This window comes from Saccharothrix carnea (genome assembly GCF_003014735.1).
Classification (GTDB): Bacteria; Actinomycetota; Actinomycetes; order Mycobacteriales; family Pseudonocardiaceae; genus Actinosynnema; species Actinosynnema carneum.
In genome coordinates this window covers 639,370-661,889 of sequence record NZ_PYAX01000001.1, presented here as the reverse complement: position 1 = coordinate 661,889, position 22,520 = coordinate 639,370, and the positions used below count along the sequence as shown (strand labels likewise).

Below are 22,520 nucleotides of genomic sequence, written 5' to 3'. Positions count from 1 at the left end.
ATGACGCTGCACGCCGCTAGCCGTGACGCCCTGGCCGCCGCCGAACTGCGGCTGCTGGAAGTCGTCGACGGCACGACCGGCCCCACCGCCAGCGAGTCCCTGGGTGAGCTGGGCGGGGAGCTGTTCGCGGTCGTCAGCCTGCTGTCGGCGCAGCCCGCGCTGCGCCGGGCGCTGGCCGACAACTCCTCGGACCCCGCGTCCCGGGAACAGCTGCTGCACGGCCTGCTCGACGGCAAGGTCGCCGACGTGACCGTGCAGGTGCTGGCCACGGTCGTCACCGCGCGCTGGTCCAGCCCGCGCGAGCTGGTCGACGGCATCGAGTCGCTGGCCCGCACCACGCTGCTGGTGCGGGCGGAGCGGGACGGCAAGCTCGACTCCGTCGAGGACGAGCTGTTCCGGCTCGGCCGCATCATCGCGGGCAACCACGAGCTCGAGCTGGCGCTGTCCGACCCGGCGGCCGAGCCCGCAGGCAAGGTCGCGCTGGTCGACAGCCTCGTGGCGGGCAAGGTCGACGGCACCACCAAGACCCTGGTGGACCAGCTCGTCCGCGAACCGCGTGGCCAGGGAGTCGTCAACGGCCTGGGTGAGCTCGCGTCGCTCGCGGCCAAGCGCCGGGAACGTTCCGTCGCCTACGTCCGTTCCGCCGTCGAGCTGGACGCGACGCAGCAGGAACGCCTCGAAGCCACGCTGACCCGGATCTACTCCAGGCCGATCGCGCTGCACGTGGAGGTCGACCCGACGCTGCGCGGCGGCCTGCTGATCAAGATCGGCGACGAAGTCATCGACGGAAGCGTGGCGGGTCGGTTGGCGTCCCTGCGCCGCGACCTCGCCGGCTGACCGAACCGGAACCGCGGCCCACAAGCCCCTTTCCCGAAAACGAAGTGAGAGCAGGAACGACATGGCGGAGCTGACGATCTCGTCGGACGAGATCCGCAGTGCGATCGAGAAGTACGTCTCGACCTACTCCCCGGAAGTCAGCCGGGAAGAGGTCGGCGTCGTCGCGGAGACCTACGACGGCATCGCCATCGTCGAGGGTCTGCCCGGCACCATGACCAACGAGCTGCTGGAGTTCCCCGGCGGCGTGCTCGGCGTGGCCCTGAACCTGGAAGTCCGCCAGATCGGCGCGGTCATCCTGGGCGACTTCGACAAGATCGAAGAAGGCCAGGAGGTCAAGCGGACCGGCCAGGTGCTCTCCGTGCCGGTCGGCGACGGCTTCCTCGGCCGCGTGGTGAACCCGCTCGGCCAGCCGATCGACGGCCTCGGCGACATCGTGGCCGACGACAACCGCGCCCTGGAGCTGCAGGCGGCGTCCGTGCTGCAGCGGCAGCCGGTGAGCGAGCCGATGCAGACCGGCATCAAGGCCATCGACTCGATGACCCCGATCGGCCGCGGCCAGCGCCAGCTGATCATCGGCGACCGCAAGACCGGCAAGACCGCGGTCTGCATCGACACGATCATCAACCAGAAGAAGGCCTGGGAGTCGGGCGACCCGCAGCAGCAGGTCCGCTGCGTGTACGTCGCCATCGGCCAGAAGGGCTCCACCATCGCGGGCGTCAAGGCCGCGCTGGAGGAGGCGGGCGCGCTGGAGTACACCACCATCGTCGCCGCCCCCGCGTCCGACTCGGCCGGCTTCAAGTGGCTCGCGCCCTACACCGGCTCGGCCATCGGCCAGCACTGGATGTACCAGGGCAAGCACGTCCTGATCATCTTCGACGACCTGACCAAGCAGGCGGAGGCGTACCGCGCCATCTCGCTGCTGCTGCGTCGGCCGCCGGGCCGCGAGGCCTACCCCGGCGACGTCTTCTACTTGCACTCGCGCCTGCTGGAGCGCTGCGCGAAGCTGTCCGACGACATGGGCGGCGGCTCGATGACCGGTCTGCCGATCATCGAGACCAAGGCCAACGACGTGTCGGCGTACATCCCGACCAACGTCATCTCGATCACCGACGGCCAGTGCTTCCTGGAGTCCGACCTGTTCAACGCCGGTGTGCGCCCGGCCGTCAACGTGGGTATCTCGGTCTCCCGCGTCGGTGGCGCCGCGCAGACCAAGGCGATGAAGACGGTCGCGGGCTCGCTGCGCCTTGACCTGTCGCAGTTCCGCGAGCTGGAGGCGTTCTCCGCCTTCGCCTCGGACCTCGACGCCGCCTCGCGCGCCCAGCTGGACCGCGGCGCCCGCCTGGTCGAACTGCTCAAGCAGGGCCAGTACTCGCCGGTCCCGATGGAGGAGCAGGTCGTCTCCATCTACCTCGGCACGAACGGCCACTACGACGACATCCCGGTGGCCGACGTCCGCCGGTTCGAGTCGGAGTTCCTCAACCACGTGCGGCGCAGCCACGACGTGATCCTGTCCGACATCCGCGAGTCCAAGAAGTTGTCGGACGACACGGAGAAGGGCATCGTGGACGCCGTCAACGCGTTCAAGCAGCAGTTCAGCGCCTCGGGTGGTGCCACGGTGGTCAACGAGGCGCCCGCCGACGCGATGGACGCCGACAAGGTCGGACAGGAGTCGGTGAAGGTCAACCGGCCCGCTCCGACCGAGAAGTGACGTAGGCATGGCGGCACAGATCCGAGAGCTGCGCCAGCGGATCCGCTCGGTCAACTCGACCAAGAAGATCACCAAGGCGTACGAGCTCATCGCCACGTCCCGGCTGGCCAAGGCTCAGACGCGGGTCGCGGCGTCGAAGCCCTACGCGGAGGAGATCACCAACGTGCTCTCCTCGCTGGCGACGGCGTCCGCGAACCTCGACCACCCGCTGCTGACCGAGCGCAAGAACCCCCGCCGCGCCGGTGTCCTGGTCGTGACCAGCGACAAGGGCATGTGCGGCGGCTACAACGCCAACGTGCTGCGTGCCGCCGAGGAGCTGTTCTCGCTGCTGCGGTCCGAGGGCAAGGAGCCCGTGCTCTACGTCGTCGGCCGCAAGGGCGTCGGCTACTACAAGTTCCGCCGCCGCGCGATCGCGGGCGAGTGGACCGGCTTCTCGCAGCTGCCGCACTACGTGAACGCGGTCGAGGCCGGTGACGAGCTGGTCAAGGCGTTCGTCGCGGGCAGCGACGACGAGGGCGACCAGCCCGGACCGGACGGCGTGCTCGGCGTGGACGAGCTGCACGTGGTCTACACCGAGTTCAAGTCGATGCTGAGCCAGACGCCGGTCGCCAAGCGGATCGCGCCGATGGTGGTCGACTTCGACCCGGAGCCGCAGAAGCTCCAGTCGGTGTACTCGTTCGAGCCGAGTGCGGAGACGTTGCTGGGCGCGTTGCTGCCCAAGTACGTCAAGACCCGGCTCTTCTCGGCACTGCTGGACGCGGCGGCCTCGGAGTCGGCGGCGCGCCGGACCGCGATGAAGGCGGCGACGGACAACGCCACCGAGCTGGTCCGCAACCTCAGCCGCCAGGCGAACGCGGCCCGCCAGGCCCAGATCACCCAGGAGATCAGCGAGATCGTCGGTGGCGCCTCCGCGCTTACCGGTGGCGCAGGAAGTGATGAGTGACATGAGTGCTACTGCCACCACCACCCGCACCGGCCGTGTGGTCCGGGTGATCGGTGCCGTCGTCGACGTGGAGTTCCCGCGCGGCGCGGTGCCGGAGCTGTTCAACGCCCTGAACGTCGAGATCACCTTCGAGGCGGTCGCCAAGACGCTGACCCTGGAGGTCGCCCAGCACCTGGGTGACAACCTGGTCCGCACCATCTCGATGCAGCCGACCGACGGCCTGGTCCGCGGCGCGGCGGTGACCGACACCGGTCGCGCGATCAGCGTGCCCGTGGGCGACGTCGTCAAGGGCCACGTCTTCAACGCGCTCGGTGACTGCCTCGACCAGCCCGGCCTCGGCCGCGACGGCGAGCAGTGGGGCATCCACCGCAAGGCGCCGTCGTTCGACCAGCTCGAGGGCAAGACCGAGATCCTGGAAACGGGCATCAAGGTCATCGACCTGCTGACCCCGTACGTCAAGGGCGGCAAGATCGGCCTGTTCGGCGGCGCGGGCGTGGGCAAGACGGTGCTCATCCAGGAGATGATCACCCGTATCGCCCGCGAGTTCTCCGGCACGTCGGTGTTCGCCGGCGTCGGTGAGCGCACCCGTGAGGGCACCGACCTCCTCCTCGAGATGGAGGAGATGGGCGTGCTCAACGACACCGCCCTGGTGTTCGGTCAGATGGACGAGCCGCCCGGCACGCGCATGCGCGTCGCGCTGTCCGCGCTGACGATGGCGGAGTACTTCCGCGACGTGCAGGGCCAGGACGTGCTGCTGTTCATCGACAACATCTTCCGGTTCACCCAGGCGGGTTCGGAGGTGTCGACCCTGCTGGGCCGCATGCCTTCCGCCGTGGGTTACCAGCCGACGCTGGCGGACGAGATGGGTGAGCTCCAGGAGCGCATCACCTCGACCCGCGGTAAGTCGATCACCTCGCTGCAGGCCATCTACGTGCCCGCGGACGACTACACCGACCCCGCGCCCGCCACCACGTTCGCCCACCTGGACGCGACGACGGAGCTCTCCCGTCCGATCTCCCAGAAGGGCATCTACCCGGCGGTGGACCCGCTGTCCTCGTCCTCCCGGATCCTCGAGCCGTCGATCGTCGGCGAGGAGCACTACCGGGTGGCGCAGGAGGTCAAGCGGATCCTGCAGAAGTACAAGGAACTGCAGGACATCATCGCCATCCTCGGCATGGACGAGCTGTCCGAAGAGGACAAGGTCCTCGTCGGCCGCGCCCGTCGCCTGGAGCGCTTCCTCGGCCAGAACTTCATCGTGGCCGAGAAGTTCACCGGTCAGCCGGGTTCGTTCGTGCCGATCAAGGACACGATCGAGGCGTTCGACCGCGTCTGCAAGGGCGAGTTCGACCACTACCCGGAGCAGGCGTTCTTCTCCTGCGGCGGGCTGGACGACGTCGAGGCCAACGCCAAGAAGCTCGCCGGCAAGTAAGTCGGGCTTTCGGAGGGCCGTCCCCAGGTTCGGGGACGGCCCTCCGGGCGTCTATTGGGACGCCCAGCCCAGGGTGCGCGAGATGGCCAGCCCGCACGTCCGCACGGCGGGCACGACGGTGTCGGTCCGGGTGCCCGTCGGCACGACGACGGACACTGCCGCGACCACCTCGCCGTCCTGGTCGCGCACGGGTGCGGCGACCGAGTAGGTGATCATCTCGATCTGGCGGTCGCTGATGGCGTAACCGTCGCGGCGCACGCGGGCCAGGGTCTCCCGCAGGTGCGGCGCCGACACGATCGTCCTGGGCGTGAACCGCTTGAGCGGCGCGGCCAGCACGGTCTCCTGCACAGCGACTGGCGCGGCGGCCAGCAGCACCAGGCCGACGCCCGTGCAGTGCAACGGCATCCGGCTGCCGACCCGGGTCACCACGTTCACCGCGTCCCGCGCCGAGATGCGCTCCACGTACACGACCTCCGTGCCGTCGCGCACGGCCAGCTGCACGTTGTGCCGCGTGACCTCGTACAGGTCCTCCAGGAACGGCAGGGCCCGGTCCCGCAGGTCCAGGCTGCCCGGCGACAACGCGCCCAGCTCCAGCAGCCTCAGGCCCACGCAGTAGCGGCCGTCCGGGGCGCGGTCCAGGGCCCGCAGCTCCACCAGTGACGCCACCAGCCGGTGCGTGGTGCTCAGCGGCAGGCCGGAGTGGCGGCTCAGCTCGGACAGCGTGACCGCCGGCCGGTCCACGGTGAACACGGACAACAGCGAGAACGCGCGTTCCAGCAGCGACTTCGGTGCGGCCACGGCCCCAGTCTCGCAGGGGTCCGGCCTTCCGCTCACCGGGATCGACCCCGGCGACGACCCCGGCCGGGTGGCCGTAGGGGTGGCTGGTGCGGCGCGGTGTTCCGGGCACCGTTTAGACTGCGGTTGACTCCAGTCGACTCCAGGGAGATGCGCGTGGCCGAGATGACCGTCCAGTTGGTCGCCGTGGAACGCCGCCTGTGGTCCGGCACGGCCACGTCGGTGGTCGCGCAGACGCTCGAAGGCGAGATCGGCATCCTGCCCGGCCACGAGCCGGTGCTCGGGCAGCTGGTCGAGGGCGGCGTGGTCCGGATCCGGACCACCGACAACGACCTCGTCACGGCGGCCGTGCACGGCGGGTTCCTCTCCGTGACCGGTGATGGTGTGAGCATCCTCGCCGAGGACGCGGAACTCTCCCACGAGATCGACGTCGAACAGGCTCGCGCGGACGCGCAGGACGCGGACGACGTGCAGCGGGCCCGGGCCATCGCGCGGCTGCGCGCCGCCGGACACTCGGCCTGACGCGGACGGGCGGACGAACGCCGTGGGGATCGCCGAACTGGTCGGGGTGGTCCTGTTCGGCGCGGTGGTCGTCCTCGTGTACCTCACGTGGCGCCGCGTCCGGCTGTTGCGCGCGGGCGGTGTGCACGTCGCGCTGAGGTCCAGGCTCGACGACTCCGCCCGGGGCTGGCACCTGGGCGTCGGGCACTACCGGGGTGACGAGTTCACCTGGTTCCGCGTGCTGAGCCTGCGGTCCGGCCCGGACATGGTGATCTCCCGCGAGGGTTTCGAGATCGACGACCGGCGTGAGCCCACCGCGCCCGAGGCGTACGCGATGCCCACGGGCGCGGTCGTACTCCGCTGCCGCGGCAACAAGGGCGAGGTCGAGATCGCGATGGGCCCGGACGCGCTGACAGGATTCCTGTCCTGGTTGGAGTCAGCGCCTCCGGGCCGATCCATTCCCTGGGCCTCCTGAGCCGCTGGTCAGGCGACGTCGAGGCCGGTGACGGCCTGCCGCACTGCGGCGAACGCGGGTTGTTGCACCGCGGTGGTCGCGCTGATCGCCTCGTTGTCCAGCGGCTGGGCGTCCGGCGTGCCCGCCAGGGTGGCCACGGCCCGGAAGTTGACCTTGCCGAGGGCGGCGTCGTCCGGGCGGAACGTGTAGTTGAACGGGAACGCCACCCCGCCCGTCGCGCTCGCCGGCACGTACTGCGCGTAGCGGCCGACCTCGCTCCAGCCGGACGGCGTGGCGCGGTGCAGCGTGACGGTCACGTCCTCGGCGTACCGCGTGCTCCCGATCCGGACGGTGACGCGCTTCGTCTCGCCGACCGCCGCGGCGGCGGGTGTGGCGAACCGGGTGATGGCGATGTCGTGCGTGCGGACCCGGACCACCTGGGACGCGGTGCCCGTGCGGCCGTCCTCGGCGGTGACGGTCAGCGTCACGGTGTAGTCGCCGTCGACGGCGTAGCGGTGCCGCGGGTTGCCGGTGTCGCTGGTCGTCCCGTCGCCGAAGTCCCACCGCACGGCGACCGGGCCGGCCGTGTCCGGGACCGTGGAGGTGTTGGTGAAGCCGACGTCGGTGAACGTGGACGGCGTGCTCGGGAGGTAGGAGAAGCCGGCGCGGATCGGCCGGGCCGCGGCCATCGAGAAGCTCACGGTGGACGTGCTGTCGAAGACGTCCGCGACGCGGAGGTAGTAGGTGGTGCCGCCGGTCGCGCTGAAGGTCAGGCCGCCGTTCCAAGCGCAGGTGACCTCGGTGAGGCTTTTGAGTTCCGACCCGGTGTAGACCGCGAACCGGGGTGTGCCCCACGTCGGGGCGACGATGACCGCTGTGGTCTCGGGCAGGGTCACGGCGTACCAGAGGGACCTGGTGGACTTCCCGCACCGGCTTTCCGGCTCACCCGGCTCCTCGGTCGCCGCGGCCAGGGAGGCGTCCGCGGTGTGGGGCAGCGAGGTGACCCGTTCGGCACGGGCGAACGCGTCGTTGGCGGGCGGCGGCGTGCCCGGCCACCCGGCCACCCCCAAGGTCAGCGAGCCGACCGATCCCCACGGGTACGAGCTGACCATGAGGTGGTACGTCGTGCCGGCGACCACCGGGATCTCGACGCGGGACTGGAGCGTGCCCTCCTCCCCGTTGTCGTCGCACGCGACCTGCGTGAGCGCGCCGCGGTAGCCGGTGTGCACCGCCAGGATCGTGTCGTAGTCGCTGCCCGCGGTGGTGGCGACCAGCACGCCGTCCGCGGACGCGGTGTAGGTGAACCACACCGACTGGTGGAACCCGTGGCAGTCGGCGGGGTCGTCGTAGGCGGGCGTCGCCTCGACCGTCGACTGGGTGGTGGTGAAGGGCAGGGAGGCGATCGGCGTCGCCTCGGAGAAGTCGTCGTTCGGGGGTGGCGCGGCGTGCGCCACCCCCGGGACGAGCAGACCGAGCATCGCGGCCACGAGGACCAATGCGGATCTTCGTGTTCTGCGCACGGCGGAATACCCCCTCGTCGAGTGGACGCCCCCCGGCGTCCGGACTCGACCGAGTGAACACAAAGACGATCAGCGGCGATGGTCCGTCGATCGCGTGGGCACTCGATCGGCCCAGGCGCGTCACTCGAACAGAGGTCAGACGGGCTGCTTGATGCTCTCGTAGATCCGGGCGAAGCCCTCCTTGCCGTGCCCGGCGTCGACCTGGCGCCGGATCAGGGCCTGAACCATGCCGACCACCTCGGTGGAGATGCCCTGCGCGGCACTGGCGTCGACCATGTCGCCGAGGTCGGAGAACTCCAGGCTCTGCTGCCCCGGCACGGTGTAGTCGCCGCCGTCGACCACGGTGGCGAAGCCGGCCAGCTCGCCGGTCATCGCGGACAGCCACGGCGCGGCGCGCTTGGCGAACTCCGTCGCCGACACGCCCGCGTCCGCGACCATCGCCGCGCCGTGCAGGAACCCGGCGAACATGACGTACATGCCGGCGAGCAGGGCCAGGTCGTACAGCGGCGCCGTGCCCGCGTCCTCGCCGAAATAAGCGCTCTCGCCCCACAGGTCGAGCAGCGGGCGGTACTGCTCGAACGCGGCTTGCGAGCCGCTGTAGAGGATCGACGAGCCGGGCTGCCCGATCATGTGCGGCACGGCCATGATGCCGCCGTCGAGGTAGGCCACGCCGTGCGCCGCGGCCCACCCGGCGATCTCCCGCGACTGCTCCGGCGTGGTCGTGGTGACGTTGACCAGCGTCCGGCCGGTGAGCAGGTCGGCCACCGGGTCCAGCACCTCGTGCACCGAGGCGGCGTCGAGGAGGCAGGCGACCACGACGTCGGCCGCGGTCACGGCGTCGGCCGCGGAGTCGGCGGCCGTGGCGCCGAGCCCGACCAGGGCGTCGGCCTTGCCGGGCGAGCGGTTCCAGACGGTGGTGGGGTGCCCGGCCCGCACCAGGGCCGAGGCGAGGGCGGCGCCCATCGCGCCGAGCCCGAGGACGGTGACCTTCGTGTTTGTCATGACTTGATCGTCACCCGAACCGGTACTGTCGTACCAGTACGGACTTTTTAGTGCAGTACCCACCTTTTGGTAAGCACCCCGGGAGGGTCGATGGCGGCTCGGCGTGGTCCCTACTTCTGCGGCATGGACGCCGCGATGGACGTGGTGTCGGGCAAGTGGAAGTCGCTGATCCTGTGGGAGCTGGCCGAGCACGGCGTGCGGCGGTTCGCCCAGCTGCGGCGCGGCCTGCCGGGCGTGAGCGAGAAGATGCTCGTCCAGCAGTTGCGCGAGCTGGAGGAGGACGGCCTGGTGCGCCGCGAGGTGTTCCCCGAGGTGCCGCCGCGGGTGGAGTACACGCTGACCGAGCACGGGGTGTCGCTGAACGAGGCGCTCGCCGCGCTGGGTGAGTGGGGCGCCGAGCGGATGCGGCGCATCGGCGCGGAGAAGGTGGTCTACGCGTCCTGACCGGGCGCCCTCCGGTCAGGTTCCTGACCGGGCACCCGCCGGGTCGGCTGCGGCCGGCGGAACAGCGTGCCGAGCAGGCGCAGGGCGTCCCGGTCGCCCGAGGCCGCGGCCTCACCGGACGCGATCTTGTCCGCCAGGCTCGACCGGCCGCCCGCCAGGTCGGCGAAGACGTCCTCGCTCGTCTCGACCACCGCGTCCGGGCGCGGGTCGGGGCCGTGGCCCGCGTCGACCGAGCCGTCGTCCACCCGCACGTGGAACACCTCGTCGCCGACCCGGAACTCGTAGGTCGCCCGCACGCCCGCCGCGGCGTCCGGGTCGAAGAACGCCTCCATCGCCAGCACCGTCCAGCCCGGGTGGAACGCCTCGCCCTCCCGCCTTCCGTCCATGGCCCACTTGGCGCCCCACCGGGCCAGGGCGAGGACCGCGGGCCCGAGTTCCCGGCCCGCCTCGGTGAGGGCGTAGGCCGGGGTGCGGGCGGGCGGCGGGAGGGTCACCTTGTGCGCGAGGCCCTCTTGTTCGAGGTGCTTGAGCCGGGCCGCGAGCAGGCCGGTGCCCAGGCCGCGCAGGCTCTTCTGCAGGTCGCCGAACCGCTTCGGCCCGGTCAGCAGTTCGCGGACCAGCAGGAGGGTCCAGCGCTCGCCGACGAGGTCGAGCGTCCGCGCGGTGGCGCAGTACTGGTTGTACGTCCGCTGGTCCACCGGATCATCCTAGGGTCGGCGCCTCCCCGCGCCCGACGGCCAGCAGCACGTCGGCGATGCGGCGGGGATCGGTCAGCACCACGTCGTGCGGCCCGTCCACCGGCACGGTCCGATAGCCGAGGTCGGCGGCGAACCGGGCGAACGGGAACGTCTCCGGCACGCAGTGCACGGCGGTGCCGGGGATGCGGTCGACGGCGCCGGTCAGCCGGGTCGGTTCGGTGAACGTGCGCAGCGGGTGGGTGCGCAGCAGGTGGCCGAGCCAGTCGGCGTCGTCCGGGTCGGTGACGCCGAACGCCGCCGGCGCGGGTGGTGCGACCAGGCCGTCCGCGTCCGCGCCGGCGGTGACCCGGGTGGTGAACCAGTCCGGTGCCAGGTCGGTCAGGCTCACGCCGTCCGGGCCCGCCCAGCCGTCGATCAGCACGAGGTGGGCCACCCGGTCCGGTCGCCGGTCGGCCGCCTGCCGGACCACCAGGCCCGCGGCGCTGTGGCCGACCAGCACCAGGTCGGGGTCGGTGACGGCGTCGAGTGCGGCCACCAGTTCGTCGACGTGGTCGGCCAGGCCGGTGTCGCGGTCGTGGGTGAGGTCGGGGGTGAGCACGTGCGCGCCGGTGGCCGTGAGCAGCGGTGCGACCCGCTCCCAGGCCCAACCGCCGTGCCACGCGCCGTGGACGAGGACGTACGTGGTCATGGCGGACCTCCCGAGTGCGCTTCCTGTTAGTGAAGTCTAAGCTTCAAAAACAGGAAGCACCACCCGCTGTGGAGGTCAGGCGTTCGCCCCCGGCTGCCAGAGCACGTCGCCGTCCGGGTTCGCGACCCTGGCCAGGATGAACAGCAGGTCGGACAGCCGGTTCAGGTACTTCGCGGTCAGCGCGTTCGTCCGCTCCGCCTCGACCTCGATCAACGCCCACGCCGACCGCTCGGCCCGCCGGGCGATGGTCCGGGCCTGGTGCAGCAGCGCCGCGCCCGGTGTGCCACCGTTGAGGATGAACGACTCCAACTTGCCCAACCGGGAGTTGAACGCATCGCACCACGACTCCAGCCGGTCTACGTAGGCCTGGGTGACCCGCAGCGGCGGGTACTTGGGGTCGGGGACGACGGGCGCGCACAGGTCCGCGCCGACGTCGAACAGGTCGTTCTGGACCTGCCGGACCACGTCGGCGACGTCGGTCTCCAGCGCGCCGAGCGCCAGGGCGACGCCCAGGGCGGCGTTGGTCTCGTCCACGTCGGCGTACGCCGTGATGCGGGGCGAGGTCTTGGGCACCCGGGAGAAGTCGCCGAGGCCGGTGGTCCCGTCGTCGCCGACGCGGGTGTAGATCTTCGTCAGGTGCACGGCCATGCCCAGCACTGTAGACACCGCGGTGGCACACCACGGACGGGCTCGATTCAGACCGTACGTAGGATTGCCGCACAACGAGCAAGGAGTTCCTTACGTGAGTGAGCACTTCCGGGTTCAGGGCGGTGGGCGGCTCGTCGGCGAGGTCGCCGTCGTAGGCGCGAAGAACAGCGTGCTCAAGCTGATGGCGGCGGCACTGCTGGCCGAGGGCACCACCACCATCACCAACTGCCCGGAGATCCTGGACGTGCCGCTGATGGCGGACGTCCTGCGCAGCCTGGGCTGCGAGGTGGTGCTGGACGGCTCGGTCGTCACGATCACCACGCCGAAGGAGCTGAACCACCGCGCCGACTCCGAGGCGATGGGCAAGCTGCGCGCGTCCGTCTGCGTGCTCGGTCCGCTGGTCGGCCGGTGCAAGCGGGCCGTCGTCGCGCTGCCCGGCGGTGACGCGATCGGCAACCGGCCGCTGGACATGCACCAGAACGGGCTGCGCAAGCTCGGCGCGCACAGCGAGATCGAGCACGGCTGCGTGATCGCCGAGGCCGAGGGCCTGCACGGCGCCCAGATCTGGCTCGACTTCCCCAGCGTGGGCGCGACGGAGAACATCCTGATGGCGGCGGTGCTGGCCAACGGCACCACGGTCATCGACAACGCCGCCCGCGAGCCGGAGATCGTGGACATCTGCGTGATGCTCCAGCAGATGGGCGCGAAGATCGAGGGCGCGGGCACGTCCACGCTCACCGTGCACGGCGTGGAGTCGCTCCAGCCGACCGAGCACCGGGTGATCGGCGACCGGATCGTCGGCGCCACGTGGGCGTTCGCCGCCGCCATGACCCGCGGTGACATCACCGTGCGCGGCGTCGACCCGCACCACCTCGACCTGGTGCTGGAGAAGCTGCGGATGGCGGGCGCGGAGGTGAGCGTGCTGGAGGACGGGTTCCGCGTGGTGCAGAACGACCGGCCCCGGTCGGTGGACTTCGTGACGCTGCCCTACCCCGGTTTCGCCACCGACCTCCAGCCGTTCGCGATCGCGCTGTCGAGCGTGTCGGACGGCACGTCGATGATCACCGAGAACCTGTTCGAGGCGCGGTTCCGGTTCATCGAGGAGATGGTGCGGCTGGGTGCGGACGCGCGCACCGACGGGCACCACGCGGTGGTGCGGGGCGTGGACCGGTTGTCCAGCGCGCCGGTGTGGGCGTCGGACATCCGGGCCGGGGCCGGGTTGGTGCTGGCCGGGTTGTGCGCGGACGGGGCGACCGAGGTGTACGAGATCTTCCACATCGAGCGCGGCTACCCGGGGTTCGTGGAGAACCTGCGCAAGCTCGGTGCGACGGTGGAGCGGGTCAGCGCCTGACGGCCCCCCTTCTTCTCGGGGAAGGCGGGTGACGGTGTTCGTCAGTCGGCGCGCAGGAGGAGCTTGGCGTCCGGCGCGTCGGCCGGGAACACCATCAGCCGGTGCAGCCCGTCGCGCCGGATGACGGTCACCTTGATCCGTGCGGCCCGCAAGCGCTTGGCGAGCACGTCTGCGGCTTCGGGGGTCGGCACGGCGCTGACTTCGGTGAGCAGGCCGAAGTCGTCGCCGGTGTAGTCGGGCACGGCTCGTCGGTCGATGCCGAACGCCCAGAACAGCACCAGGGCGAGCAGCCCGAACACGATGACCAGCAGCAGGAACGTGGTGAGCGCGGTCACGCCGCCTATCGTGCCGCAGCTTCGATTCAGTGAGCAACGGCACGCGCGGGGTGGGTTACTGGTCAGTACGCTACGGGCAACGCAAGGGCGCGGGCCGCGTCTGCGACCAGCGGCCACCGAGCACAGGAGGTTGCCGTGCCGTACCCGGCAGACCGAGAGCGCGACCGCCCCTGGGTGATGCGGACCTACGCCGGTCACTCCAGCGCCACCGCCTCCAACGCGCTGTACCGCCGCAACCTGGCCAAGGGCCAGACGGGTCTGTCCGTGGCGTTCGACCTGCCCACGCAGACCGGCTACGACCCGGACGACGAGCTGGCCAGGGGCGAGGTCGGCAAGGTCGGGGTGCCGATCAGCCACCTCGGCGACATGCGGCAGCTGTTCGACCAGATCCCGCTGGCCGAGGCGAACACGTCGATGACCATCAACGCGACGGCCATGTGGTTGCTCGCGCTGTACGTGAGCGTGGCCGAGGAGCAGGGCGCGGACCGCGCCACCCTCGCCGGGACCACGCAGAACGACATCATCAAGGAGTACCTGTCCCGCGGCACGTACGTGTTCCCGCCCGGGCCCAGCCTGCGGCTGATCACCGACATGGTCGCGTGGACCGTGTCGAACGTGCCGAGGTGGAACCCGATCAACATCTGCTCGTACCACCTGCAGGAGGCGGGCGCGACGCCGGTGCAGGAGATCGCGTACTCGATGTCCACCGCGATCGCCGTGCTGGACTCGGTGTTCGACTCCGGCCAGGTGCCCGAGGAACGGCGGGGCGAGGTCGTCGCGCGCATGTCCTTCTTCGTCAACGCCGGCGTGCGGTTCGTCGAGGAGATGTGCAAGATGCGGGCGTTCGTCCGGCTGTGGGACGAGATCACCCGTGACCGGTACGGCATCGCGGACCCCAAGCACAGGCGGTTCCGGTACGGGGTGCAGGTGAACTCGCTCGGGCTGACCGAGGCGCAGCCGGAGAACAACGTGCAGCGGATCGTGCTGGAGATGCTGGCCGTGACGCTGTCGCGGGACGCGCGGGCGCGGGCGATCCAGCTGCCGGCGTGGAACGAGGCGCTCGGGTTGCCCCGGCCGTGGGACCAGCAGTGGGCGCTGCGGATGCAGCAGGTGCTGGCCTACGAGACCGATCTGCTGGAGTACCAGGACATCTTCGACGGCTCGCACGTCGTCGCGGCCAAGGTGGACGAGATCGTCGACGGCGCGCGGGCGGAGATCGACCGGGTGCAGGCGATGGGCGGCGCGGTCGCGGCGGTCGAGTCCGGGTACATGAAGTCGGCCCTGGTGTCGTCGTTGGCGGAACGGCGTCGGCGGGTCGAGTCCGGTGAGGACGTCGTGGTCGGCGTGAACAAGTTCGCCACCACGGAGCCGTCGCCGTTGCAGGCCGAGGGCGCGAACGCGATCGAGCAGATCGACCCGGTGGTGGAGGAGCGGGCGGTCGAGGCGATCAAGGCGTGGCGGGCTTCGCGGGACGACGCGCTGGTGAAGTCCACTCTGGACGATCTGCGGGCGGCGGCGAAGACCGATGCCAACCTGGTGGAGGCGACGATCGCCTGTGCGCGGGCCGGTGTGACGACGGGTGAGTGGTCGCAGGCGTTGCGCGAGACGTTCGGCGAGTACCGCGCGCCGACCGGGGTGTCGGCGGCGTCGGCGTCCGGTGAGGCCGGTGCGGAGATCGGGCGCGTGCGCGAGCGGGTGCGGGCGACCGGTGAGGAGTTGGGGGAGCGGCTGCGGATCCTGGTCGGCAAGCCGGGGCTGGACGGGCACTCGAACGGCGCGGAGCAGGTGGCCGTGCGGGCGCGGGACGTCGGCTTCGAGGTCGTGTACCAGGGCATCCGGCTCACGCCCGCGCAGATCGTGGCCGCCGCCGTGCAGGAGGACGTGCACGTGGTGGGCCTGTCGATCCTGTCCGGCTCGCACCTGGAGGTCGTGCCCGCGGTGGTCGACGGCCTGCGCGCGGCGGGCGCGGGTGACGTGCCGGTCGTCGTAGGCGGGATCGTCCCGCCTGACGACGCCGACAAGCTGCGCGAACGCGGTGTGGCCCGGGTGTTCACGCCGAAGGACTACGAGCTGACGCAGATCATGGACGAGATCGTCACCGTGGTGCGGGAAGCGAACGGCCTCTAGCGCACGTGCACCTTCCTGGCCGCGCACACCGGACGACCTGGTCAGTTCGGCGCCACGGGGATGATGGTGCTGTCCTCCTCGAACACCAGCAACCGCGCGCCCAACGGCTTGCTCAGCGTCACGGGGTAGTACTGGAACCGGTACATCGCCCTGCGGGCGCACTCGCCCACGGTGCCGACCGTCCGCACGCCGATCACCACGGACGTCTCGGTCTCGGTCACCACGGGTTCCTTGGTGGCAGGCGGGTCACCCTCGCAGGGCTCGGGGGGCGCGCCCAACTCCACTTCCAGCCGCACCCCGTCCGACGTCCGGGCGTGGTGGCTGCCGTCGATCACCTCGCCCTGCTTCCAGAACGCGTCGGGCGTGACCGCGGGCCACGCGTACACGCTGCCGTACACGGACCGGAACCGCCACGCCGGCAGCTCCAGCCGGCCGCGGTCGGTGTTGAACTCCGCCGTGCCCAGCTCGGCGCTCACCAGCTCCAACTCACCGTCGCGAGCTCCGCCGGGCATCCCGGCCAGCGCGTCGCGCACGCTGATCAGCGGCAACGTCGCCGGACCGTCGGGCAGCACCACCGACGCCGGGCCGGGCGTCGGCGGCTCCACGCCGGTGAACCGGTAGCCGGCGGCCAGCTTCTCCTCCTCCAGGCCCATCCACTCCACGGTCAGCAGCTTCGGCAGGAACAGCACGATCGGCCGCGGGACGGCGGTCACCGGGAAGTCCACCCCGGCGGGCACGGGCGCGACCGCGGCGGGGAGGTCCGATCCGATCGCGAGGTCGGGTGGCGTCGTCCTGTCGACAGCGGCACAGCCGGCGACCACCACACCGAGGGCCACCACTAACAGCGGGAGTCTCATGCACCGAGGACGGTGGCGGACCGGCAAGCGGTTGCACGGCCGGTTACCGTCGCAACATGGCCGAATACCAGCACATCCGCGTTGAGCGCACGGACGACGTCGTGCGGATCACCATGGACCGCGCCGCCCGGCGCAACTCGCTGTCCGCCGAGCACCTGGCGGAGCTGCTGACCGCGTTCCGCGAGGTCGCCGCGTCGGACGCGGTGGGCGTGGTGCTCGCGGGCGAGGGGCCGGTGTTCTCCGCCGGGCACGACTTCGCCGACGTGGCGGCCCGCGACCTCGACGGCGTGCGCGACCTGCTCACGCTGTGCACGGACCTGATGCGCACGATCGAGTCCGTGCCGCAGGTCGTGATCGCGCGCGTGCACGGCCTGGCCACGGCGGCGGGCTGCCAGCTCGTGGCGTCGTGCGACCTGGCCGTGGCCGCCGAGGAGGCCGGGTTCGCCCTGCCCGGCGGCAAGGGCGGCTGGTTCTGCCACACCCCGGCGGTGCCGGTGGCCCGGGCGATCGGCCGCAAGCGGTTGATGGAGATGGCGTTGACCGGCGACACCGTGGACGCGCGCACCGCCGAGCAGTGGGGCCTGGTGAACCGGGTCGTGCCGCTCGCCGGGCTGGACGACGCCGTGGACGAGCTGATGCGCCGGGCCACCCGCGGCAGCCGGGCCGGCAAGGCGTTGGGCAAGCAGACGATCTACGCCCAGCTCGACCGGCCGGAGGCCGACGCCTACGCCATCGCGCTGGAGGTGATGGCGGCGGCGTCGCAGACACCGGCAGCCAAGGAGGGCATGTCGTCGTTCCTGGAGAAGCGCCCGGCCGTCTGGACGGACTAGCGCGCGAGCCCGAGCACCAGGGAAGCGGCGGCGAGGGCGAGGAACGCGCCGGGGAAGGCGATGTTGTGCCACACCCCGGCCCGCACGTGGGCGACGACCGCGCCCACGAAGAACGCCACCAGCCCGATCGCCGCCGCCACCCCGACGACGGGCACGCCGAGCAGGCCGAGCAGCAGCCCCACCGCGCCCGCGCCCTTCAGCAAGGCCAGCACGGGCAGCCAGGACGGCGGCACGCGGACCTCGGCCGAGTTCGCCAGGACGAACTCGGCCTTCAGCAGGTCGGCGACGGCGATACCGGCGTTGGCCAGGATCGCGAGGACGGTGACGACGACGTGAGCGGTGGACATGAGCCCCTCCGGTGGGCAGACGACCTGTCTGCCACCCCGACGCGCGGGCGCCCCGGAAGGTGACCGGCTACCCCACCCGCTTGTAGAACAACGTCGCGGGCCACCCACAGCGCCAGCTCGCCGTCCGGCACCGCCGCGGCCCTGGCCCGCCACCACTCGCCCGCCCGCGAGACAGCGGCTCGACGAACCCGACCGACGCTCCACCCGCCACGGCGTCGACCAGCAGCCCGGCCAACCCGTCCGCGCACGCCGGCAGCTCGTCGGAGGTCGACTCCACGATCTCGGCGGTCACGGCTGCGCGTGCTCGTGCAGCAGGAGCAGCGTGTAGGCGGCGATCGACTGGGCGTCGGTGATGTCGCCGCGCGCGATCATCGCCTCGAACTCCGCGCGCGGGAACCACGCCGAGCGCATGTCCTGCTCCTCGTGCTCCCGCTCGTGGAACCCCTCCCGCAGCTCGGTGGCCAGGAACACCCGGCCGCGCTGGCTGGACATGCCCGGCGCCACGTCGAGCAGGCCCAGCTGCACCAGCTTGCCCGCCCGCAGCCCCGTCTCCTCCCGCAGCTCGCGCTCGGCCAGCACGAGCGGGTCCACGTCCGCTCGTTCGGGCGCGGTGCCCTGCGGGAACTCCCAGCGGCGCATGCCGAGCGGGTAGCGGAACTGCTCGACCAGCCGCAGCCGCTCGCCGTCCATGGGGATCACCAGCGCGAAGTCCGGCTTGTCCACCACGCCGTAGATCCCGGTGGTCCCGTCCGCCCGCCCGATGGCGTCCTCCCGGACCACCATCCACTGGTTCGCGTACACCTCACGCGATCCGAGGGTTTCCACGATCACTCTCCCTGTGCCGAATGCCGGGCCAGTTCCGACCGGCGCCGCCCGTACCCGAAGTACACCACCAGGCCCGCGGCCGACCAGACGCCGAAGGCCAGCCACGTGGCGGGCGCCAGGCCCGCCACCAACAGCACGCACAGGCCGAGGCCCAGCAGCGGCACCACCGGCACCCACGGCGTGCGGAAACCGCGCGGCAGGTCCGGCCGGGTGCGCCGCAACACCAGCACGCCCACGTTGACCAGGCTGAACGCCACCAGCGTGCCGATGCTCGTCGCCTCCGCGAGCTGCCCGAGCGGCACCAGCGCCGCCAACACCGCGACCAGCACGCCCACCAGCACCGTGTTCACCGTGGGCACCCGCTTCGCGCCGACCCGGGCGAACACCTTCGGCACCAGGCCGTCCCGCGCCATCGCGACCAGCACCCTGGTCTGTCCGTAGAGGACGGTCAGCACCACGGACGCGATCGCGATCACCGCACCGGCGCTCAGCACGGTGGCGGGCCACCCGGCCCCGGTGACCCGCTGCAGGACCGTGGCCAGCGAGGCGTCGGACCCGGCCAGCGCGTCCACGCCCACCGCGCCCACGGCGGTGAACGCCACCAGCACGTACACGACCGTGACCACGGCCAGCGAGATCACGATCGCCCGGGGCAGGTCGCGCTGCGGGTTCCGCGCCTCCTCACCGGCCGTGGACGCGGCGTCGAACCCGATGAACGAGAAGAACACCAGCGAAGCCGCGCCGGTGACGCCCGCGACCCCGGCCGGCGCGAACGGCGCCAGGTTCCCGCTCCGGAACCCGAACACCGCCACCACCACGAAGAACGCCAGCACCGCCACCTTCAGCACCGTGGTCACGGTGGTGACCGCGGCACTCTCCTTCACCCCGCCCAGCAGCACCGCGGTGGCCAGCAGCACGACCACCGCCGCCGGCAGGTCGACCACGTCACCGGACAGCGCCGCGGGCACCTGGAACCCGAGCGTGGCGTCCAGGAACGCGTTGAGGTACCCGCTCCAGCCGACCGCGACCGCCGCCACCGACACGCCGTACTCCAGCAGCAGGCACCACCCGCAGACCCACGCGACCAGCTCGCCGAGCGTCGCGTACGTGTAGGAGTACGCCGACCCGGACAACGGCACCGCGCCCGCCAGCTCGGCGTAGGACAGCGCGGAGAACAACGCCGCCAACGCCGCCACCGCGAACGACACGGTGACCGCGGGACCGGCCACCGGCGCGGCCTGGCCGAGCACGACGAAGATCCCCGTGCCCAGCGTGGCGCCCACGGAGAGGGAGACCAGCGGCAACAGGCCCAGGCTGCGGCGCAGCGGTGTGTGCGCGCTCTCGTCGGTGATCAGGTCGACGGGCTTGGTGCGCAGGAGCTGCCGCAGCGGTGACACGTCGGCCGACGGTACCTGTCGGTGGATCGGGCCTCGCACCCCGTAGCCTGTCGGCCGTGCGCCTCGTCATCGCTCGCTGCCAGGTCGACTACGTCGGACGCCTCACCGCCCATCTGCCGATGGCCCAGCGGCTGCTGCTGATCAAGGCGGACGGCTCGGTGTCGATCCACTCCGACGACCGCGCGTACAAGCCGCTGAACTGGATGAGCCCGCCGTGCTGGCTGATCGAGGACCCGGACATGTGGGTCGTGCAGAACAAGGCGGGCGAGAAGCTGATCATCACCCTGGCCGAGGTGCTGCACGACTCCAAGCACGAGCTCGGCCCGGAGCCCGGCCTGGTCAAGGACGGCGTCGAGGCCGACCTGCAGAAGCTGCTCGCCGAGCACGTCACCACCCTCGGCGAGGGCTGGACCCTGGTCCGCCGCGAGTTCCCCACCCCGATCGGCCCGGTCGACCTGATGTGCCGTGACGCGTCGGGTGTCTCCGTGGCGGTCGAGATCAAGCGCCGCGGCGAGATCGACGGCGTCGAGCAGCTGACCCGCTACCTGGAACTGCTCAATCGCGACCCGCTGCTGGCACCGGTGAAGGGCGTGTTCGCGGCGCAGCAGATCAAACCGCAGGCCCGCACCCTCGCCGAGGACCGCGGCATCCGCTGCGTCGTGCTGGACTACGACGCGCTGCGCGGCATCGAGTCCGACGAGTTCCGCCTGTTCTGATCGTCCGCGGGCGAACCGAAATCCAGTTGATCGTGGTCGTGCGCGGATTACTCTGACACCCGCACCCGGTGCGATGTCCAGCGGCTACTTCTTCAGGTGAAATCACGCCGCGGGACGACTGGATCTCGGGGGCGCACAACTTCACACGTGCCCGGTGCGCAGACGAGGGTTACTTCCACTGCTAATGGGGTGGTCGCGGGTTCGAATCCCGCCACCGGCTCGTGCCGGTGTAGCTCAGTGGCCAGAGCGCCTAATGTCACCTTCGTCGATTTGATCTCGGGCCCGTGTGAAGTTGTCCGGCGCTCCCCTCGGCAATCGACGGGCGGGAAATGATGAGCAAGTTCAACTTCGGTCGCGTGCGCGCGTCCGTGTCGAGCCCGGTCGTGTCCGAGGCCGTGCCGAGCGGGCGCACCCACCAGGGCGCGCCGGGATATGCGCGTGACCCCAAGTCGGAGCTCTTCCTGTTGGCGGTGGCCAACATGGTCGGCGAGCCGACGTTCCACGAGGGCGCCGGCGAGCGGGACGACCGCTACGCCGCGCTGGTGCGCGCGACGACCGCCGCCGACCCCGACTGGACGGCCCGCTTCCTGGCGTGGCTGCGCGGTGACGCGAACATGCGCACGGCCGCCCTGGTCGGCGCGGCGCACTTCGTCAAGGCACGCCTCGACGCCGGCGCGCCGGGCATGTCCCGGCAGGTGGTCGACTCGGTGCTGCACCGCGCCGACGAGCCGGGCGAGCTGCTGGCGTACTGGACGTCGCAGCACGGCCGGGCGCTGCCCAAGCCGGTCAAGCGCGGTGTCGCGGACGCGGTGCGGCGGCTGTACGACGAGAGCGCGCTGCTGAAGTGGGACTCCGAGGCCCGCGGCTACCGGTTTGGCGACGTGCTGAACCTGGTGCACCCGGCGCCGAAGGCCGACTGGCAGGGCGACCTGTTCACCCACACCCTCGACCGCCGCTTCGGCCGTGCCGACGAGGTCCCGGCGTCGCTGGGCGTGCTGCGGGCGCGGGCGGACCTGCTGTCGTGGCCGGTGGAGCAGCGGCGCGCGCTGTTCCGGCAGGACCGCGACACGGTCACCTCGACGCTGCGCGGCGCGGGCATGACGTGGGAGTCGGTCGCCGGCTGGCTCCAGGGTCCGCTGACCGCCGACGTGTGGGAGGCGCTCATCCCGTCCATGGGGTACATGGCGGTCTTGCGCAACCTCCGCAACTTCGACGAGGCCGGTGTGTCCGACCGGGTGGCGGCGGAGGTCGCGGCGCGGCTGGCGGATCCCGGTCAGGTGGCGCGGTCGCGGCAGCTGCCCATGCGGTTCCTGTCGGCGTACCGGGCGGCACCGTCGCTGCGGTGGGCGTGGGTGTTGGAGCAGGCCATCACGCTCTCGCTCGGCAACGTGCCCGAGCTGCCCGGCCGCACGCTGGTGCTGGTCGACACGTCGTACTCGATGGTCGCGCCGTTCTCGAAGGACGGCACGCTCAAGCGGTGGGACGCGGCGGCGGTGTTCGGCATCGCGCTCGGCCTGCGGTGCGCGAAGGCGGACGTGGTGTCCTACTCGGACGGCACCCGCCCGTTCCGGCTGCGGTCGGGGGAGTCGCTGCTCAAGTCGGTCGAGCGGTGGAAGGACGACGGTTACTTCCTGGGCAACGGCACGGCCACGGCGCACGCGGTGCGGTCGCACTTCAAGCGCCACGACCGCGTGGTGATCGTGACCGACGAGCAGGCCGGTGACGGCGACGTGCACCGGGCACTGCCCGCCGACGTGCCGCTGTACACGTGGAACCTCGCCGGGTACCGGTACGGCCACGCGCCGAGCGGCGGCCGTGACCGGCACACGTTCGGCGGCCTCACCGACCAGGCTTTCCGGATGATTACGCTGCTGGAGAGCGGTCGGGGCGCCGGTTGGCCGTTCTAGGTCCCGGCCGGGCCAGTGCTCCTGTGGTGCCTCCGAAGGGCGCTGCCGGTCCGTCTTGTGCGGGCTGGCGGCGCCCTTCGGTCCACTCCGCAAATCCCGGGTGAGCGGTAAGCCGTTCGGGTGCGTGGCAGGGCGGATTTCGCGATATACGCTGACTTCCC

The 22,520-nt window shown here is 71.3% G+C and carries 24 protein-coding genes and 1 tRNA gene; 13 read left to right on the top strand and 12 right to left on the bottom strand.

The annotated features are described in order from the left end of the window. The 4 genes from B0I31_RS03240 to atpD all read left to right on the top strand — a co-directional run bounded on the left by B0I31_RS03240 (position 1) and on the right by atpD (position 4,917). Complete coding sequence (locus tag B0I31_RS03240) at positions 1 to 837, top strand: F0F1 ATP synthase subunit delta (protein ID WP_106613739.1); 837 nt, start codon at positions 1 to 3, stop codon at positions 835 to 837. A gap of 61 nt (positions 838 to 898) precedes the next feature. Further along, positions 899 to 2,545 (top strand): F0F1 ATP synthase subunit alpha, encoded by a 1,647-nt coding sequence (gene atpA / locus B0I31_RS03235; protein ID WP_106613738.1) that lies wholly within the window; start codon positions 899 to 901, stop codon positions 2,543 to 2,545. A gap of 7 nt (positions 2,546 to 2,552) precedes the next feature. Beyond that, complete coding sequence (locus B0I31_RS03230) at positions 2,553 to 3,488, top strand: F0F1 ATP synthase subunit gamma (protein ID WP_106613737.1); 936 nt, start codon at positions 2,553 to 2,555, stop codon at positions 3,486 to 3,488. Continuing rightward, on the top strand, positions 3,481 to 4,917 hold the full coding sequence (atpD, locus tag B0I31_RS03225; RefSeq protein WP_219910575.1) for a F0F1 ATP synthase subunit beta: 1,437 nt from the start codon (positions 3,481 to 3,483) through the stop codon (positions 4,915 to 4,917). Before B0I31_RS03230 ends, atpD begins: the two co-directional genes overlap by 8 nt. A gap of 51 nt (positions 4,918 to 4,968) precedes the next feature. Here the strand turns inward: atpD and B0I31_RS03220 are convergent, their stop codons facing one another. Beyond that, complete coding sequence (locus tag B0I31_RS03220) at positions 4,969 to 5,715, bottom strand: IclR family transcriptional regulator (protein WP_245949621.1); 747 nt, start codon at positions 5,713 to 5,715, stop codon at positions 4,969 to 4,971. A gap of 153 nt (positions 5,716 to 5,868) precedes the next feature. Between B0I31_RS03220 and B0I31_RS03215 the strand changes: the two genes are divergently transcribed. Together B0I31_RS03215 and B0I31_RS03210 are read left to right on the top strand one after the other, a co-directional pair. After that, positions 5,869 to 6,234, top strand: a complete 366-nt coding sequence (locus B0I31_RS03215) for a F0F1 ATP synthase subunit epsilon (RefSeq protein WP_106614022.1) — start codon at positions 5,869 to 5,871, stop codon at positions 6,232 to 6,234. 22 nt (positions 6,235 to 6,256) lie between these two features. Then, positions 6,257 to 6,688, top strand: a complete 432-nt coding sequence (locus B0I31_RS03210) for a DUF2550 domain-containing protein (RefSeq protein ID WP_106613735.1) — start codon at positions 6,257 to 6,259, stop codon at positions 6,686 to 6,688. A gap of 8 nt (positions 6,689 to 6,696) precedes the next feature. On the opposite strand, the gene B0I31_RS03205 is transcribed toward B0I31_RS03210, so the two are convergent. Together B0I31_RS03205 and B0I31_RS03200 are read right to left on the bottom strand one after the other, a co-directional pair. Then, the gene (locus tag B0I31_RS03205) at positions 6,697 to 8,145 is read right to left on the bottom strand and encodes a PKD domain-containing protein (RefSeq protein WP_106614021.1); all 1,449 of its coding nucleotides are present in this window, start codon (positions 8,143 to 8,145) and stop codon (positions 6,697 to 6,699) included. 177 nt (positions 8,146 to 8,322) lie between these two features. Then, positions 8,323 to 9,189: an NAD(P)-dependent oxidoreductase gene (locus tag B0I31_RS03200; protein WP_106613734.1), complete on the bottom strand. Its 867-nt coding sequence runs from the start codon at positions 9,187 to 9,189 to the stop codon at positions 8,323 to 8,325. A 90-nt stretch (positions 9,190 to 9,279) separates the two neighbouring features. On the opposite strand from B0I31_RS03200, the gene B0I31_RS03195 reads away from it, so the two are divergent. Beyond that, positions 9,280 to 9,633, top strand: a complete 354-nt coding sequence (locus tag B0I31_RS03195) for a winged helix-turn-helix transcriptional regulator (protein WP_106613733.1) — start codon at positions 9,280 to 9,282, stop codon at positions 9,631 to 9,633. On the opposite strand, the gene B0I31_RS03190 is transcribed toward B0I31_RS03195, so the two are convergent. From B0I31_RS03190 to B0I31_RS03180, 3 genes are all read right to left on the bottom strand, one after another. Then, positions 9,621 to 10,331 carry a winged helix-turn-helix transcriptional regulator gene (locus B0I31_RS03190; RefSeq protein ID WP_106613732.1) on the bottom strand — a complete coding sequence of 237 codons (711 nt, stop codon included), beginning with the start codon at positions 10,329 to 10,331 and terminating at the stop codon, positions 9,621 to 9,623. The genes B0I31_RS03195 and B0I31_RS03190 overlap by 13 nt on opposite strands. A gap of 4 nt (positions 10,332 to 10,335) precedes the next feature. Beyond that, the gene (locus tag B0I31_RS03185; protein ID WP_106613731.1) at positions 10,336 to 11,019 is read right to left on the bottom strand and encodes an alpha/beta fold hydrolase; all 684 of its coding nucleotides are present in this window, start codon (positions 11,017 to 11,019) and stop codon (positions 10,336 to 10,338) included. A 75-nt stretch (positions 11,020 to 11,094) separates the two neighbouring features. Beyond that, the gene (locus tag B0I31_RS03180) at positions 11,095 to 11,667 is read right to left on the bottom strand and encodes a cob(I)yrinic acid a,c-diamide adenosyltransferase (RefSeq protein ID WP_106614020.1); all 573 of its coding nucleotides are present in this window, start codon (positions 11,665 to 11,667) and stop codon (positions 11,095 to 11,097) included. Between the two features lie 94 nt (positions 11,668 to 11,761). Here B0I31_RS03180 and murA point away from each other — a divergent pair, with 94 nt between their 5' ends. Next, positions 11,762 to 13,018, top strand: coding sequence for a UDP-N-acetylglucosamine 1-carboxyvinyltransferase (gene murA / locus B0I31_RS03175; protein WP_106613730.1), 1,257 nt, complete (start codon positions 11,762 to 11,764; stop codon positions 13,016 to 13,018). A 41-nt stretch (positions 13,019 to 13,059) separates the two neighbouring features. Here the strand turns inward: murA and B0I31_RS03170 are convergent, their stop codons facing one another. After that, the gene (locus B0I31_RS03170; RefSeq protein WP_245949620.1) at positions 13,060 to 13,353 is read right to left on the bottom strand and encodes a hypothetical protein; all 294 of its coding nucleotides are present in this window, start codon (positions 13,351 to 13,353) and stop codon (positions 13,060 to 13,062) included. Positions 13,354 to 13,488: 135 nt separating this feature from the next. Between B0I31_RS03170 and B0I31_RS03165 the strand changes: the two genes are divergently transcribed. After that, the gene (locus B0I31_RS03165) at positions 13,489 to 15,480 is read left to right on the top strand and encodes a protein meaA (protein ID WP_106613729.1); all 1,992 of its coding nucleotides are present in this window, start codon (positions 13,489 to 13,491) and stop codon (positions 15,478 to 15,480) included. 41 nt (positions 15,481 to 15,521) lie between these two features. Here the strand turns inward: B0I31_RS03165 and B0I31_RS03160 are convergent, their stop codons facing one another. Beyond that, positions 15,522 to 16,337 carry a hypothetical protein gene (locus B0I31_RS03160; protein WP_106613728.1) on the bottom strand — a complete coding sequence of 272 codons (816 nt, stop codon included), beginning with the start codon at positions 16,335 to 16,337 and terminating at the stop codon, positions 15,522 to 15,524. A 56-nt stretch (positions 16,338 to 16,393) separates the two neighbouring features. Here B0I31_RS03160 and B0I31_RS03155 point away from each other — a divergent pair, with 56 nt between their 5' ends. Next, the gene (locus B0I31_RS03155) at positions 16,394 to 17,167 is read left to right on the top strand and encodes an enoyl-CoA hydratase-related protein (protein ID WP_106613727.1); all 774 of its coding nucleotides are present in this window, start codon (positions 16,394 to 16,396) and stop codon (positions 17,165 to 17,167) included. Here B0I31_RS03155 and B0I31_RS03150 read toward each other — a convergent pair. From B0I31_RS03150 to B0I31_RS03135, 4 genes are all read right to left on the bottom strand, one after another. Continuing rightward, positions 17,164 to 17,514: a DoxX family protein gene (locus B0I31_RS03150; protein ID WP_106613726.1), complete on the bottom strand. Its 351-nt coding sequence runs from the start codon at positions 17,512 to 17,514 to the stop codon at positions 17,164 to 17,166. The two genes, B0I31_RS03155 and B0I31_RS03150, sit on opposite strands and share 4 nt — an antisense overlap. 67 nt (positions 17,515 to 17,581) lie before the next feature. After that, a complete protein-coding gene (locus B0I31_RS03145) occupies positions 17,582 to 17,806 on the bottom strand; it encodes a hypothetical protein (RefSeq protein ID WP_219910573.1) in 225 nt (74 codons plus the stop codon). Then, a complete protein-coding gene (locus tag B0I31_RS03140) occupies positions 17,803 to 18,339 on the bottom strand; it encodes an NUDIX domain-containing protein (protein ID WP_181319960.1) in 537 nt (178 codons plus the stop codon). Before B0I31_RS03140 ends, B0I31_RS03145 begins: the two co-directional genes overlap by 4 nt. Positions 18,340 to 18,341: 2 nt before the next feature. Next, on the bottom strand, positions 18,342 to 19,736 hold the full coding sequence (locus B0I31_RS03135) for an amino acid permease (protein ID WP_106613725.1): 1,395 nt from the start codon (positions 19,734 to 19,736) through the stop codon (positions 18,342 to 18,344). Positions 19,737 to 19,792: 56 nt separating this feature from the next. On the opposite strand from B0I31_RS03135, the gene nucS reads away from it, so the two are divergent. The 3 genes from nucS (at position 19,793) to B0I31_RS03125 (ending at position 22,359) form a co-directional block, all read left to right on the top strand. Then, on the top strand, positions 19,793 to 20,452 hold the full coding sequence (gene nucS / locus B0I31_RS03130) for an endonuclease NucS (protein WP_106613724.1): 660 nt from the start codon (positions 19,793 to 19,795) through the stop codon (positions 20,450 to 20,452). Positions 20,453 to 20,601: 149 nt separating this feature from the next. Further along, a tRNA-OTHER gene (locus B0I31_RS40350) sits at positions 20,602 to 20,672 on the top strand. Between the two features lie 112 nt (positions 20,673 to 20,784). After that, positions 20,785 to 22,359: a TROVE domain-containing protein gene (locus B0I31_RS03125; protein ID WP_106614017.1), complete on the top strand. Its 1,575-nt coding sequence runs from the start codon at positions 20,785 to 20,787 to the stop codon at positions 22,357 to 22,359. Positions 22,360 to 22,520 lie beyond the last annotated feature (161 nt).

What these genes read in the sequence shown, in the direction of transcription:
- B0I31_RS03240 (WP_106613739.1), top strand. Translation starts at nt 1, where the DNA reads ATGACGCTGCACGCCGCTAGCCGTGACGCCCTGGCCGCCGCCGAACTG.
- atpA (WP_106613738.1), top strand. Translation starts at nt 899, where the DNA reads ATGGCGGAGCTGACGATCTCGTCGGACGAGATCCGCAGTGCGATCGAG.
- B0I31_RS03230 (WP_106613737.1), top strand. Translation starts at nt 2,553, where the DNA reads ATGGCGGCACAGATCCGAGAGCTGCGCCAGCGGATCCGCTCGGTCAAC.
- atpD (WP_219910575.1), top strand. Translation starts at nt 3,481, where the DNA reads ATGAGTGACATGAGTGCTACTGCCACCACCACCCGCACCGGCCGTGTG.
- B0I31_RS03205 (WP_106614021.1), bottom strand. Translation starts at nt 8,145, where the DNA reads ATGCTCGGTCTGCTCGTCCCGGGGGTGGCGCACGCCGCGCCACCCCCG.
- B0I31_RS03200 (WP_106613734.1), bottom strand. Translation starts at nt 9,189, where the DNA reads ATGACAAACACGAAGGTCACCGTCCTCGGGCTCGGCGCGATGGGCGCC.
- B0I31_RS03195 (WP_106613733.1), top strand. Translation starts at nt 9,280, where the DNA reads ATGGCGGCTCGGCGTGGTCCCTACTTCTGCGGCATGGACGCCGCGATG.
- B0I31_RS03185 (WP_106613731.1), bottom strand. Translation starts at nt 11,019, where the DNA reads ATGACCACGTACGTCCTCGTCCACGGCGCGTGGCACGGCGGTTGGGCC.
- B0I31_RS03180 (WP_106614020.1), bottom strand. Translation starts at nt 11,667, where the DNA reads ATGGCCGTGCACCTGACGAAGATCTACACCCGCGTCGGCGACGACGGG.
- B0I31_RS03160 (WP_106613728.1), bottom strand. Translation starts at nt 16,337, where the DNA reads ATGAGACTCCCGCTGTTAGTGGTGGCCCTCGGTGTGGTGGTCGCCGGC.
- B0I31_RS03155 (WP_106613727.1), top strand. Translation starts at nt 16,394, where the DNA reads ATGGCCGAATACCAGCACATCCGCGTTGAGCGCACGGACGACGTCGTG.
- B0I31_RS03150 (WP_106613726.1), bottom strand. Translation starts at nt 17,514, where the DNA reads ATGTCCACCGCTCACGTCGTCGTCACCGTCCTCGCGATCCTGGCCAAC.
- B0I31_RS03125 (WP_106614017.1), top strand. Translation starts at nt 20,785, where the DNA reads ATGAGCAAGTTCAACTTCGGTCGCGTGCGCGCGTCCGTGTCGAGCCCG.